This is a genomic window from Myxococcus sp. AM011 (assembly GCF_013372595.1).
In the GTDB taxonomy this organism is placed as follows: domain Bacteria; phylum Myxococcota; class Myxococcia; order Myxococcales; family Myxococcaceae; genus Myxococcus; species Myxococcus eversor.
The window spans coordinates 17,815-31,058 of the sequence record NZ_JABXEM010000129.1 but is presented as its reverse complement, the minus strand read 5'-3'; the positions used below and the strand labels follow the sequence as shown (position 1 = coordinate 31,058).

The 13,244-nt window shown below is 69.3% G+C and carries 12 protein-coding genes; 8 read left to right on the top strand and 4 right to left on the bottom strand.

Annotated elements, in window-relative coordinates:
* The 7 genes from HUW62_RS25550 to HUW62_RS25520 form a co-directional block, all read left to right on the top strand.
* On the top strand, positions 1 to 744 hold a 744-nt coding region (locus HUW62_RS25550), incomplete at its 5' end, for a lytic transglycosylase domain-containing protein (RefSeq protein ID WP_255203636.1).
* A gap of 224 nt (positions 745 to 968) precedes the next feature.
* A complete protein-coding gene (locus HUW62_RS25545; RefSeq protein WP_163870454.1) occupies positions 969 to 1,289 on the top strand; it encodes an STAS domain-containing protein in 321 nt (106 codons plus the stop codon).
* 85 nt (positions 1,290 to 1,374) lie between these two features.
* On the top strand, positions 1,375 to 2,358 hold the full coding sequence (locus tag HUW62_RS25540; protein ID WP_163870453.1) for a MoxR family ATPase: 984 nt from the start codon (positions 1,375 to 1,377) through the stop codon (positions 2,356 to 2,358).
* Positions 2,355 to 3,326 (top strand): DUF58 domain-containing protein, encoded by a 972-nt coding sequence (locus HUW62_RS25535; protein WP_176435876.1) that lies wholly within the window; start codon positions 2,355 to 2,357, stop codon positions 3,324 to 3,326. The genes HUW62_RS25540 and HUW62_RS25535 overlap by 4 nt, the downstream gene beginning before the upstream one ends.
* Entirely contained in the window at positions 3,323 to 5,383 is a 2,061-nt protein-coding gene (locus HUW62_RS25530) for a DUF3488 and transglutaminase-like domain-containing protein (RefSeq protein WP_176435875.1), read from the top strand. Before HUW62_RS25535 ends, HUW62_RS25530 begins: the two co-directional genes overlap by 4 nt.
* A 456-nt stretch (positions 5,384 to 5,839) precedes the next feature.
* Entirely contained in the window at positions 5,840 to 6,727 is an 888-nt protein-coding gene (locus HUW62_RS25525) for an RNA polymerase factor sigma-32 (protein ID WP_163870450.1), read from the top strand.
* Positions 6,728 to 6,886: 159 nt separating this feature from the next.
* Complete coding sequence (locus HUW62_RS25520) at positions 6,887 to 9,352, top strand: OPT family oligopeptide transporter (RefSeq protein ID WP_176435874.1); 2,466 nt, start codon at positions 6,887 to 6,889, stop codon at positions 9,350 to 9,352.
* 78 nt (positions 9,353 to 9,430) lie between these two features.
* On the opposite strand, the gene HUW62_RS25515 is transcribed toward HUW62_RS25520, so the two are convergent.
* From HUW62_RS25515 to HUW62_RS25500, 4 genes are all read right to left on the bottom strand, one after another.
* Positions 9,431 to 9,859 (bottom strand): hypothetical protein, encoded by a 429-nt coding sequence (locus tag HUW62_RS25515; RefSeq protein WP_163870448.1) that lies wholly within the window; start codon positions 9,857 to 9,859, stop codon positions 9,431 to 9,433.
* Between the two features lie 51 nt (positions 9,860 to 9,910).
* Positions 9,911 to 10,414, bottom strand: coding sequence for a hypothetical protein (locus tag HUW62_RS25510; protein WP_163870447.1), 504 nt, complete (start codon positions 10,412 to 10,414; stop codon positions 9,911 to 9,913).
* A 68-nt stretch (positions 10,415 to 10,482) separates the two neighbouring features.
* Positions 10,483 to 10,881 (bottom strand): hypothetical protein, encoded by a 399-nt coding sequence (locus HUW62_RS25505; protein ID WP_176435873.1) that lies wholly within the window; start codon positions 10,879 to 10,881, stop codon positions 10,483 to 10,485.
* Positions 10,882 to 10,960: 79 nt separating this feature from the next.
* A complete protein-coding gene (locus tag HUW62_RS25500; RefSeq protein ID WP_163870445.1) occupies positions 10,961 to 11,299 on the bottom strand; it encodes a hypothetical protein in 339 nt (112 codons plus the stop codon).
* 178 nt (positions 11,300 to 11,477) lie between these two features.
* Here HUW62_RS25500 and HUW62_RS25495 point away from each other — a divergent pair, with 178 nt between their 5' ends.
* Positions 11,478 to 13,241 carry a HEAT repeat domain-containing protein gene (locus tag HUW62_RS25495; RefSeq protein WP_163870444.1) on the top strand — a complete coding sequence of 588 codons (1,764 nt, stop codon included), beginning with the start codon at positions 11,478 to 11,480 and terminating at the stop codon, positions 13,239 to 13,241.
* Positions 13,242 to 13,244 lie beyond the last annotated feature (3 nt).

Genomic DNA, 13,244 nt, shown 5'->3' with positions numbered 1-13,244 from the left:
GGTGGGATGAGGGGTTGGACGGTGGCGGTGACGACGGCTGCGATGTTGGTGGGTGCGGGTGCTCAGGCGTTTCCGGTGCAGGTGCCCTCGGGTCCCCAGGGTGAGCCGGCGGAGGTGACGCAGCTGCGCACCCGGCTGGAGCAGCGGGAGCTGGAGCTGCGGGCGGCGCTGGCGAAGCTCCAGGCGTACGAGGACGAGGCGCTGCACGCGGAGGCGGAGCGGCTGGGCGTGGTGGAGCTGGTGAAGGCATCGGGCCTGCCGGTGCACCAGCAGCGCCGGCTGTCGGTGGCCATCGTCCGCGAGGCCCAGCGCAACAACGTGGACCCGCTGCTGGTGGTGGCGGTCATCAAGTGCGAGAGCTCCTTCAACAACTACGCGGTGTCCCACGTGGGCGCCATGGGGCTGATGCAGGTGATGCCGGACACGGGGACGTGGCTGGCGGACAAGGCCGGCTACCGGCTGGGCCGCAGCACCAACCTGTTCGACGCGGAGACGAACGTGGCGCTGGGCACCGCGTACCTGGCGGACCTCATCGAGCGCTTCGGCTCCGTGGAGAAGGCCCTGGTCGCCTACAACGCGGGTCCCGGACTGGCCCGGCGAATCCTCGCGAAGAAGGAGTCGCGCACGAAGTTCATGGCGGGCTACCCCACCAAGGTGGTGAAGGAGTTCCGCAAGCTGAAGGCCTACCAGGAGCGTCAGCTCACCCTGGTCGACCAACAGAAGACGATTGATCGCCAGGGTTGATCGCCAGACGACACCCAGGGCGCCCGGCACAGGACAGTCGCGTCAAAGTTACGAATCCGGGGCTGAAATTCCTGCCCCACCCGAGGCAGTGTTCGCGCCGGGCAGTGCACCCCATGGATTTTCCATGGGTTTTCCGGGTGTGACAGTGGCCCGGAATGTGCTCCTGCCGCCGTGCCCAAGACTTTGGCACGGCGCGCACACACCATCCACGGGAGAGCACAGCAATGGCGGGTTTGCAGATCCACCGCGAGGACGTCGCAGGTCACATCACCCTGCGTTTGGAAGGGGTTCTGGACGGGAAGACGGCCCACGAGGTCCAGCTGTCGCTGGACGCCTTGAAGGGCTGTGAGGTGGTGCTGGACTTCACCCATCTGCGCGAGTTCAAGGACAGCGCGGTGGGCGTATTGACGCGGAACATGGCGAACTCGGTGAAGCTGCAGGGGCTGGCCACGCATCACGAGCGGATGTTCCGCTACTTCGGGGTGGGCGCCAGCGTCGTCGCCCACCGCCCCTACTACACGCCCGAGGACGTGCTCTCCCTCTGAGGTGACGAGGGAGCGGGCGCCTCGGCGGGGTGCCCTGGAGTCTGGCGTGCTGGCCCCCGGGGGAGTCGGCTAGAGTGGCGGGCAGATGAACCAGCCCGCCCGCGTTCTCTCCACCGCCGCACCTTCCCCCGCAACCGCGCGCACGGCGATGGAGCGCATCGCCGCCGAGCTCGGCCGCGCCGTCCAGGGCAAGGAAGCCCAGGCCCGCCTGGTCGCGACGTGCCTGGTCGCCGGTGGACACCTGTTGCTGGAGGACGTGCCAGGTGTCGGCAAGACGACGCTGGCGGAGGCCCTGGCCCGGGCGTGCGGGCTGAGCTTCGCGCGGGTCCAGTTCACCGCGGACCTGATGCCGGCCGACATCCTCGGCGCCCAGATATTCCACGCCCAGACGGCCACCTTCCAGTTCCGTCCCGGGCCCCTCTTCCGCCAGTTGGTGCTCGCGGACGAGCTGAACCGCGCCCCGCCCCGCACGCAGTCCGCGCTGCTGGAGGCCATGGCGCAGGGCCAGGTGTCGCTGGACGGGAGCACGCACGCGCTGCCCTCGCCCTTCACCGTGGTGGCCACCCAGAACCCGGTGGACTTCTCCGGCACCTATCCCCTGCCGGACTCCCAGCTGGACCGCTTCATGCTGCGCCTGTCCCTGGGGCACCCCGCTCCAGACGTGGAGGCGAAGCTCTTGGCCACCCGGGGACGCGCGCCGCCCCTGGATGCCGTGCAGACGGTGTCCAGCCCCGAGGAGGTGGACACGCTGCGGACGCTCGCCGCGGAGCTGCGGCTGGACGGCACGGTGGCCGACTACGTGGTGCGGCTGGCTCGGGCGACGCGAGAGCACGGCGATATCGAGCGAGGCGCCTCCACGCGCGCGGTGCTGGCGCTGGGCGCGGCGGCCCGGACGCAGGCCTTGTGGGAGGCGCGTGACTTCGTGACGCCCGGGGACGTGCGGGCGGTGCTGGTGCCGTGCTGGGCGCACCGCGTGCTTCTGCGCAGCGCCGTGCAGGGCGTGGCCGCGCGCGACGAGGCGGCGCACCTCCTGGAGGAGTTGACCCGAAAGGTGCCGGCGCCGCGGTGAAGCCCCGCCTGAAGCAACGCTGGGTGCGCCTTCGCGCCTGGCTGCGGCCGCCGCGCACCCTCAAGGTGACGCGCATTGGCCGCACGTATCTGGTGGTGACGTTTGGCGTGGGCCTGGGCGCGCTCAACACCGGCAACAACCTGCTGTACCTGCTGCTGGGCCTGCTCTTGAGCATGGTGGTGGTGTCCGGCGTGCTGTCGGAGCGGTGCATCCGGGACATCTCCGTGCGGCGCGTGGGCACGGACGCGGCCTTCGCCGGGGAGCCCTTCGCCTTCCGCTGGGCCGTGTCCCGCAAGCAGGGCCATGCCTTCGCCCTCACCTTCTCGGAGGCGGACTCTCCGCTGACGGGCGGGGGCGGCGTGGGCTACCTGCCGGCGAACGTGGAGCACGTGGTGCGGGCCAACCTCATCGCGCCGCGCCGGGGCCCCCTGCGGCTGACGGGCGTGAGTGTCACCACGACGTGGCCCCTGGGCCTGTTCGCCAAGACGCGCGTGCTTCCACTGGAGGGACTGCTGGTCATCTATCCCAAGCGCACCTATGCGTGTCAGGAGCCCGGGGACGCGGAGCGCGGGCCCGTGGGTGACTCGGGCAACCCCCGCCGCAACGACGGCAGCGGCGACGTGACGGGCCTCCGGGAGCTGGCCGAGGGCGAGGACGCGCGCCGCATCCACTGGCTCAAGAGCGCGTCGACGGGGAAGCTCCTGCGCGTGGAGCGTGAGCGCGAGGAGCGCCGCACGTGGGTGCTCACCGTGGAGGCGGGGCTCGCGGACGAAGCGTTGGAGCGGCGATGCGAGGAAGTGGCCGCGCTGGCGCACCGGCTGCTCGACGAGGGCCATGAGGTGGGGCTCAACACCTCCGACCGACGGCTTCGCTCGGGGGCGGGCTCCGCGCAGGAGAAGCGCATCCTCCGAGCCCTGGCGTGGCTGGGCTTCGAGGGCGCTCGCGAGGAAGAAGAGGAGGCGGCATGACGAAGGGCGCGCGGCTGCGACTGGTGCTGCGGGACGTGGCCTCCGGCTGCGCCTTCGCGTCGATGGCCGTGTCCGGTCAGCTCCCGCTGTGGACGCTGGGCCTCTATGGCGTCGCGCTGGTGGCGGCGCTCGCGGGCAAGCGCCTGTTCGCCAGGCGCGCGAAGCTCACGGCGCTGCTGCTGCTGGGCGTGGCGGCGGTGCTGGCGGTGAATGTCACCTCCGGCGCCCTCAACCTCGTGGTCGCCGCGTGTGCCTTCGCGGGCCTCATCTCCGCGCACCGGCTCCTGTCAGCGCCGGACGCCGCCACGGATGGACAGGTGCACCTGTCCGGCCTGTTGATGGTGGCGGGTGGCGCGGCCCTGTCGGGCGAGCTCGTCTACGGCCTGTTCCTGGTGGCCTTCGGCGTGCTGGCCAGCGTTGCCATGGCGCTGGGCGTGGTGGAGGCCGCCGTGCCGGAGGGCGAGCCCGTACCGGTGCGCGCGGTGCTCCGTCCCCTGGCGACGGGCGTCACCTTCGCGGTGGCCGGGGCCATGGCCTTCTTCATCCTCTTCCCCCGGCTGAATTGGAACATGACGGGCCCGCGCGCCGCGCCGGGACTGGGCCCCGCGACGACGGGCTTCTCCAACACCGTGCGGCTGGGCGGCGCGGGGACCATCAAGGACAACCCTCGCATCGTCCTGCGCGCGACGTTGAGCCCGGACCCCGGGGTGGACGCACTCAACTCCTACTGGGTGGGCCGCACCTACGACATCTTCGACGGACTTGAGTGGACGAACGCGGGCGGCGTGCGCCGCGAGCGCGAGCCGCTCCTCACGCTGCGCCCGGGCGGCGACAACCTCATCCATCAGCGTGTGGAGCTGTTGCCCGCCTATGGCGGCCGCACGCTCATCGCCCTGGAGACGCCGTCGCGGCTGGGCAACGCGGTGGCCAACGGCAGCACCGGCAGCCGGCGCACCTTCCTCCAGGAACTGGCCGGCGGCGAGGCGCGCTTTCTCGAAGCAGGCCTCTCCTATGCCTACGAGGCCTACAGCCTCCCGCCGGGCGGCAGCGGCGACACCTTCCGGCGCCTGCCCTCGGTGGAGCAGGACGCGCTGCTCGCGCTGCCAGAGGCGTTGGACCCCCGCGTCTCCCAGACGGCGGCGCGCGTGCTCAACGGCGAGCGCGAGCCCCTGGCCGCGGCGCAGAAGCTGGCCGCGTGGCTCCAGCGCGAGCACGCGTACACGCTGGAGCTGAGTGGCGAACGCGAGGACCCGCTGGCGGACTTCCTCTTCGAGCGGAAGGCCGGCCACTGCGAGCACTTCGCCACCGCGCTCACGCTGATGCTGCGCACCCAGGGCATCCGCGCCCGGCTGGCCACGGGCTTCTTCGGCGGCGAGCGCGTCAATGAAGGCTACATCCTGCGGGCTGGCGACGCGCACGCGTGGACGCACGTGCTGGTGCCCGAGCGGGGCTTCGTCACCGTGGACGCCACACCTCCTGCCCACCGCACCAGCCAGGGCTCGCGGCTGCTCCAGCGGCTGCTGGGTCTGTACGAAGCGTTGGAGTCGCGGTGGCGCAACTCCGTCGTCGACTACTCCTTCCGCGACCAGGTGGACGTGGCGCGCGCCCTGGTGCGGCCACCGAAGGGCTCCGAGAACACGGAGCGAAGCCGCCTGCCTCCGCCGCGCGCCTGGGGCGCCGCCCTGCTCGCGGGCATGGTCGTCTACGCCGCGTGGCGGCTGGTGACGCGGCTGGCGGGGCGCCCCCGCCCGCATGAGGCCACGCGCTTCGTCGACCTGGTGGAAGCGATACTCCTCCCCGCGCGATTGTTCCGAGCCGAGGGCGAGACGCTCGAGGACCTGGACGCGCGGCTGGCGCGCGAGGGACATCCCCTGGCACCCGCGCTGGCTCCCGTCACCCGGCGTTATCTGGAGGCCCGCTTCGGTGGGCGTCCCCTGCGCCAGGGCGAAGCGGAGCAGTTGATTCGCGCGCTCCAGCGCGCCGTCACGGCGCACGTGCGGCTCGAGGCCCAGCGGGCGCGCGCCGCGGCGTCGGAGCCCCGGGCTCGCGCGTCCTGAAGCTCGCGTGCCCGGATGCCCCCCGGGCGTCCCTGCGCGCGCGGAAAATGCCCCCGGACAGCATCCCGCGCCGTCGTTAGCCGTTCTCCACGGGAAGACGACAGCGGCCCACGCGGCCTTGTCGCCAGGGGCTCCCTTGCCTGGTTGCCGGGGGCCCCATGCTCGCTCCGCGTCCCGGGTGAAGAACCCGGACGCTCCTCGCGGGAGGCATGTCGTGCACAGAGGGGCACATTCTACAGCCGTGAAGTCGCGGCGAGTTCCCAGGTCGGCCGTAACCGTTACAGCCCTCCTTCTTTGTACATGAGCGCCGCGTCCGCCAACCCCCCGCAGACATTGGGGAAGGTGTGGGACCTCGCGCTGGCACCGGGGTTGCTCTGACAGCCTTCGTTCAGTCGTCAAGCGGTCCGAAAACCTAGCGGCCTCGTCAGCGGGGCCCCACGTCGGGAGAAACCATCCATGCAGGCGTCCACCGAGCAGTCGTCCAACTCCGGCTCCCTGGCGATGTACCTCTCGGAGATCAACCACTACAACCTCCTCACCGTGGAGGAGGAGCAGGCACTCGCGCGCAGCTTCATCCGCGGTGAGCTGGCAGCGGGCCACCGGTTGGTCACCTCCAACCTGCGCTTCGTGGTGAAGGTCGCCTACGAGTACCGCTCCTACGGCATCAAGATGTCGGACCTCATCCAGGAGGGGAACATCGGCCTGATGAAGGCCGTGCAGAAGTTCGACCCGGACAAGGGCATCCGCCTCATCTCCTACGCGGTCTGGTGGATTCGCGCGTACATCCAGAACTACATCCTCAAGAGCTGGTCGCTGGTGAAGCTCGGCACCACGCAGGCGCAGCGGAAGCTGTTCTTCAGCCTGGCGCGCACGCGCCGCGAGCTGGAGAAGTTTGGCAACGGCGAGGCCGTGGTGAACGTGGAGGAGATTGCCCGCCGCCTGCACGTGAAGCCGGGCGAGGTCCGGGAGATGGAGCAGCGCATGGGCGGCCGGGACTTGTCCCTGGACGCGCCCATGGGCGAGGACGGTGGCAACAGCCACGTGGACTTCGTGGTCAGCGCCGCCGCGCCGCAGGATGACGAGTTCGCCGACAAGGAAGAGGCGGGCCTCATCAACGCCCGCGTCCGCACCGCGCTGATGCGCTTGGACCCCCGCGAGCGCTTCATCATCGAACAGCGCGTGATGAACGAGCGCCCGATGACGCTCAAGGAGCTGGGCGAGCACTTCGGCTTCTCCCGCGAGCGCGCCCGTCAGCTGGAGATCCGCGCCAAGGACAAGCTGAAGACCGAGCTGGCGGCGCTGATGGCCGAGGTGGATCCGGACGCCGCGGCGATGCAGCAGTAACCCCCGCCTGACGCGGCAGGTCGGGCTCGCCAGAGCGCGGGCCCGAAAGGCGCCTCCACCCACTCGGGGTGGGGGCGCTTGCCATTTGCGGGGCATCCTTCGCGTCGCGGGCGGGGCCCTGCTAGAAGGGGCCCGATTCCCTCGTAAGGAGCCTTTCGCTTGGCCCACGGTACCCCGCCGGTCGTCGACGAGCGCGTCCCGATCGCTCAGATGCAGTCGCTCCACCAGCACACGCCCTACGTCCCACCGGACCAGTCGCCCACGGAGATGACGATTCGAGCCCTGTTGCTCGGCTCGTTCCTGGGCATCGTGTTCGCCGCCTCGTCCGTGTACCTGGCCATCAAGGTCGGCCTCACGGTGTCCGCGTCGATTCCGGTGGCCGTGCTCTCCATCGCCATCTTCCGGGCGGTGGGCAAGTCGAACATCCTGGAGAACACCATCGTCCAGACGACGGGCTCGGCGGGTGAATCGCTGGCCTTCGGCGTCGCCGCGGCGCTGCCCGCGCTGCTCCTCCTGGGCTACGACATCAGCCTGACGCACGCCTTCCTCGTGGCAGCGCTGGGCGGTGTGCTCGGCGTGCTGATGATGATTCCGCTGCGCCAGGGCCTCATCGTCCAGGAGCACGGCAAGCTGCCCTACCCGGAAGGGACGGCCAGCGCGGACGTGCTCATCGTCGGTGAGCAGGGCGGCACCAACGCGCGCACGGTCATCATCGGCTTCCTGGTGGGCGGCATCTACAAGTTCGCCTACTCCGGCATGAAGCTGTTCCGCGAGGTGCTGAGCACGCCCCTCAAGGGCCTCAAGAGCGCCACGCTGTCCACCGAGGTCAGCCCGGAGCTGCTCGGCGTGGGCTACATCATCGGCCCGCGCGTGGCGGCCATCACCTTCGCCGGTGGCGTGCTGAGCTACCTCATCCTCATCCCCGCCATCTCCTTCTTCGGCGCGGGGTTGGATCAGCCGCTCCTGGTGCACAACGGGCAGCTCATCCGGGACATGTCCCCGGACCAGATTCGCAACGCCTACGTGCTCTACATCGGCGCGGGCGCCGTCGCGACGGGCGGCCTCATCAGCCTCATCCGCTCGCTGCCCACCATCATCGGCGCGTTCAAGCGCGGCGTGGAGTCGCTCAAGGCCTCGCGCAGCCACGGTGGCGGGCCGCAGCTGCTTCGCACGGACCAGGACCTCCCCATCACCGTGGTGCTGGTGGGCAGCGCGGCCCTGGTGCTCGCCATCTGGCTGGCGCCGCCGCTGGAGGTGAACTTCATCTCCGCCGTCCTCATCATCATCTTCGGCTTCTTCTTCGTGACGGTGAGCGCGCGAATCACGGGTGAGATTGGCAGCTCCTCCAACCCCATCTCCGGCATGGTGGTGGCCACGCTGCTCGTCACCTGCCTCGTCTATCTGCTGGCGGGGTGGACCAGCTCGCAGGACCGCTTCATGGCCCTCACCACGGCGGCCATCGTCGGCATCGCGGCTTCCAACGGCGGCACCACCGCGCAGGACTTGAAGACGGCCTTCCTCGTCGGCGGCACGCCCAAGAAGCAGCAGATCGCCCTCTTCGTCGGCGTGCTCACCAGCGCGATGTTCATCGGCCTGGTGCTGGTGACGCTGAACAAGGGCGCCACCGTGACGATTCCGGAGCCGCACCCCGGCGTGCAGGTCACCGAGATGACCCAGGAGACGCGCACCCAGTACACCTTCCCGTGGGCCGTGTCCGCGCAGGCGATGACGTCGCGCGGACTGGACGAGGCCGCGCTGCGCAAGGCGGCCTGGGCGCAGGGCTATGACCTGGCCTCCAAGGATGGCGCGCTGGCGCTGCACAGCTGGCGGCAGGTGAGCGCGCAGGACGTGAGCGGCGTGACGCTGAGCCCCACGGGCGGCTCGCAGGTGAAGGTGTCCGAGCTGGGCGCCATCACCGAGGGCCCCCAGCGCACCTTCAAGGAAGGCTACGTGCGCGGCGCGGACACCCCGGTGCCCGCGGGCAAGTACCTGGTCGATGACAGCGGCAGCATCCAGTACGTGGTGGACCCGGGCATCGGCGGCCGCATCACCACCTACGAGGGGCAGGCCCTCACCCGCTATGCCGCGCCCAAGGCGCAGCTCTTCGCGCTCATCATCGACGGCATCCTCACGCAGCGGCTGCCGTGGGACCTGGTGCTGCTGGGCGTCTTCATCGCGCTGATGCTGGAGTTGTGCGGCGTGTCCTCGCTGCCCTTCGCGGTGGGCGTGTACCTGCCCATCAGCAGCAGCGCGCCGCTCTTCATCGGCGGCATGGTGCGCTACCTGGTGGACCGCCTGCGCGGTGGCAGCGAGTCCGACTTCTCGCCGGGTACCCTGCTCTCCTCCGGCTACATCGCCGGTGGCTCGATTGCCGGCGTGCTCATCGCCTTCCTCGAAATCGCCACGGACGGCGCGGGCTCGCGCGCCATCAACCTGCCGGCCGTGTTCGGCCACGAGGGCGCCTTCGGTGGCTTCCTCAACGCAGTGGGCGAGAGCGAGCTTGCGCACCCCCTCTGGTCCAACCTGTGGGGCCTGCTCTTCTTCGGCGGCCTGACGTTGTTCCTGCTGCGCTCCGCCCTCAAGGGCCCCAGCGCCGCGGTGTCACCGCCGCCCAGCGGGAAGTAGCCCCATGAGGTGACGGCGCTCCCCTGCTGGGAGCGCCGTCCCTCCGGTCACCGTTGAAATCCGAAGCGGCTCGCGACCTTAGAAGTTCGTGCTCTGCGAGCTGTTGACGAGCCTGAGGTAGTCGCAGGTGCCGCTCGCGTCCCAGCTCACCCGGAAGAAGCCCCGGTTGCTCAGGGCCTGCTCCCAGAGCGCGGAGACGGCGGCGTTGGGGATGCAGGTGTAGACAACCGGGCTGGTGCCGCCCGGCGGGGTGGACCACGAGTCGAAGCTGCGCGTGCCGGTCATCAGGTCTTCACGGAAGGACGCGGACGAGGTCGACGTCGCGTCCTCACGGAAGGCGACGAAGTTGCCGTAGCAGAGCCCCGAACCATCCGTGTTCTTCTGGCAGAAGACTGTCTGTGATTGGAGTCCTCCCCACGCGACGGGAGCGAGCCCCAGGACAGCGAGCGCGACCCCAGGGAACAGGACCCCGCGGAGAAGGGGCCTGGAAAAAGTGAGTTGTTTCATGTCGTGACTCCTGAGCCGTGCGACGTTCGACTGCTCAAAGGGAAGCGAGACCTACGGCAAGCCATCGAAACCCGGCGCGGGGATGAGCCGGTCCTGATTGATGGCGACGACAAGTTGCTTGCGGAGCGCGTCGGCCTCGGGGCGACCTCGGAGGTGGACGAGTTCACGTCGAATCTCGAGAACGTCCTCGGCTGTCATGCGCCCGCTTGAGACCACCCGGTCCACCATCGTGCCCGCACGCGCCACGGCCTCGCGCTGCTCCGAGGACGGCTCTGGCGCGGTGGGAACGGGAGCCTCCGGCTCGTAGGAGCCCACGACGGGCCCTCCCGACTCCTTGAGCAAGGTGGCCACTCGCAAGGCCATGGCCTCCTGGTCCTCGACGGAGAGACGACCCTCCCGCGGAGCCAGGAGGGTGGCGGTGCCCACCGGGCTCGCGCCAGTCGCGCGGGAGCTGGACTCCAACGCCCGCCGCAGCGAACCCACTTCGTCGGTGAGCTGCTCCATTCGCCGCGCCTGGGATTGCTGCGCCTGGCTCACCGCGAGCCAGCACCCCACGGCGCACCCCACGGCTGTGGTCAGGCTTGGAAGCCAGCCACACAACACCTGGGTTGTCATGGAGTGGATCAGAAATGCGAGTACTGGCTGCCGTTGATCAGGAACAGCGAATAGCACTCACCCGCGGCCGACCAGTAGATGGAGAAGAAGCCCCCGTGGTTCATGGCCTTGCTCCACTGCGCCGCCGTCGCCGTATCGGCCGTGCAGTTGAAGTACGTCGTCGTCGCGCCCGAGGTGAGGGCCGCGGAGAAGTACGGCGCGGCGTTGCTCACCCGGTTGAAGGACGCATGGGTGTTGGCGCCAGCGTGATTGCGAAAGCCCAGGAGACTGCCATGGCACCGCCCGGAGCCATCCGCGTTCTTGTAGCAGTTCGCGGACTCGGTCTGGTAACCAGCGAAGGCAGCGGGTGCGGCCAACAGCGTCGCGACACAGAAAGCCGAGGCTCCGTGCTTCAAGACATCATGCATGTGAAGTCCTTGCTCAAGGGAGGCCAGGTGTTCCTGGCCCCTTGAAAAGAACTCTACGAAGCGCCTCTGACACACCGCTTCAAAGCGGCGCGATGGAGTCCGGCACCTGCTCCCGCTCGGGCGCCGCCTGCGTGGACGGAGCGCCCTCCGCGCAGACGTACTCCGTGCGCAGCGGCGTGACGAAGCCCACCGTGCCCACGTAGACGAGCGCGCCCCACCAGGGCCAATACACGTCCACGCGCGACACCCCGTGGCGACACTCCGCCGCCGACACGTTGGCCGTCGACAGCCCGTACACCAGGCTCACCCCCGTGCGCGCCTCCGGGAGCCCGTCTCGCGGCGCGCCCGTCCGCACGCTCATCCGGAAGCACCCCGTCAGCCCCAACAGGCACACCCCACAGGCCATGACTCGCAGCATGCGCTCGACACTCCTCACGGTACGGCGGCGGGCGCACGATACCCGGGAATTCCCGTCCGACGGCGTCGAGGTAGACCCATGTCATCCAAGCCCGCGAACTTCCAACCGCCGCCGGCTGGGGCCCCAGAGGATTTCGCGGTAGGCTGGTGCTACCGCCCGAGCGGAGAGTTGCAAACGCATGGCCCATCCCCAAAAGACCCAGGAAGCGAGCACGGAGCCCGAGCAGACTCCGGAGATCCGCGAGAAGGTGGAGCTGGCGCGCACGTTCGCGTTCCACCTGCTCAAGGGCATCAAGCAGATTGGCATGTACCGCCACAATGATGCGCGCTTCCCGGAGTTCCTCTCCAAGGCCCTGGAGTCCATCACCCAGTACACGGAGAAGTACGGGCCGCTGTCGCTCAAGGTCGAGCAGCAGAACCTGACGCTGCACAACGACTCGCTCTTCACCGAGGACACGCCGCTTCCGTACAAGTTCTTCCGCGACGGCATCCGGCAGCTCATCTTCCGTCCCGGGCTGGCGGTGGAGGAGCTGGTCACCTTCACGATGATTGCCCTGTCGGAGCCGGAGCGCGGCGCCGAGGACGTGCTGGCCCAGCTGTGGCGCGCGGGCATGGAGCACGTGGAGTACGTCGTGGTGGAAGGCTTCTCCATGGAGAACGCCAGCGAGGAGGAGGTGCAGGTCGAAGTCGACAAGGTGGTGGGCTACCTCTACGCGCGCCTCCAGACGAACTCGGACGACTACCTGCGCTTCGCCCGCGTGTCCGCGGAGGACCTGGACGCGAAGCTGGACGGCGTGGAGCAGATTCGCGGCCTCGTCATCGGCGGCCGGCACGCGTCGGATGACCTGAAGGCGAAGCTCCAGCGCGAAGTCTCGGAAGAGGAAGGCGCGCGGCTGTTCCCCAAGCTGGTGAGCGCCGTGTTCCAGGTGGTGGAAGGCGGTGTCGAGGACGGCGCGCTGCTCGAGGAGATCTTCGTGCAGCTCCTGGACATGCTGCTGCTCCAGGACGACTTCGGCACCATCAATCAAATCGTCCTCAAGCTGCGCGCGCTGTCGCAGAAGGAAGGCGGCGCGCCGCTCGAGAAGCTGCTCGAGTCCTTCCTGCACAAGATGGGCGAGGAGCAGCGGTTGATGCGCCTGGGCGAGTCGCTCAAGGGCTCGCGTCCCAAGCACCCCGCGGACGTGACGCGCTACCTCCAGGCGCTGGGCCGCGACTCCGTCATCCCCCTGCTCACCGTGCTGGAGACGCTGGAGATTCAAGAGAACCGCGCGCTGTTGTGCGACGCGCTGGCCGTCGTCGCCCGGGAGCTGCCGGAGCCCTTCGTGGCCCGGCTGATTTCAGACCGTCCTCAGACGGTGCGCGACATGGTGTACGTGCTGGAGAAGAGCAACCACCCGGACCGCATCAAGATGTTCGGCCAGGTGCTCAAGAGCCCCAACCTGGTGGTGAAGCTGGAGGTGCTCAACATCATCGGGCGCGGCCGCACCGGCGAGGCACGCCGCCTCATCTTCGAGGCGCTCGCGGACCCCGTCTCCCAGGTGCGCATGGTGGCGGCCCGGATGCTGCCGGAGTTCGACCGGGACAAGGCGTTCTCCGACTTGATGCGCCTGATTCGCGAGCCCGCGTTCGACAAGAAGACGCCCGACGAGCGCACCGCCTTCTACATGGCCGTCGGTGCCACGGGCACGCCGGGAGCGCTCTCGCACATGCAGCAGTTGCTCACGGTGAAGGCCTCGTTGCTCAACAAGAAGCGCGTGCTGGAAGACAAGATGCTGGCCATCGCCGGCCTCCAGGGCGCCTGCTCCATCCAGAGCTACAAGATGTTGCAGGCCCTCGTCGAGGACCGCACCCAGGCGGTGGAGCTGCTCACCGCGGCGCGCAAGGCGATGTACCAGACCCGCAAGACGCTGTTCGGTGACTCGGCGCTCCCAGAGGAGGCATAGGCC

Coding starts and splice junctions, on each gene's coding strand:
- HUW62_RS25515 (WP_163870448.1), bottom strand. CDS start 9,859: ATGAAACAACTCACTTTTTCCAGGCCCCTTCTCCGCGGGGTCCTGTTC.
- HUW62_RS25505 (WP_176435873.1), bottom strand. CDS start 10,881: ATGCATGATGTCTTGAAGCACGGAGCCTCGGCTTTCTGTGTCGCGACG.
- HUW62_RS25500 (WP_163870445.1), bottom strand. CDS start 11,299: ATGCTGCGAGTCATGGCCTGTGGGGTGTGCCTGTTGGGGCTGACGGGG.
- HUW62_RS25545 (WP_163870454.1), top strand. CDS start 969: ATGGCGGGTTTGCAGATCCACCGCGAGGACGTCGCAGGTCACATCACC.
- HUW62_RS25530 (WP_176435875.1), top strand. CDS start 3,323: ATGACGAAGGGCGCGCGGCTGCGACTGGTGCTGCGGGACGTGGCCTCC.
- HUW62_RS25540 (WP_163870453.1), top strand. CDS start 1,375: ATGAACCAGCCCGCCCGCGTTCTCTCCACCGCCGCACCTTCCCCCGCA.
- HUW62_RS25495 (WP_163870444.1), top strand. CDS start 11,478: ATGGCCCATCCCCAAAAGACCCAGGAAGCGAGCACGGAGCCCGAGCAG.
- HUW62_RS25525 (WP_163870450.1), top strand. CDS start 5,840: ATGCAGGCGTCCACCGAGCAGTCGTCCAACTCCGGCTCCCTGGCGATG.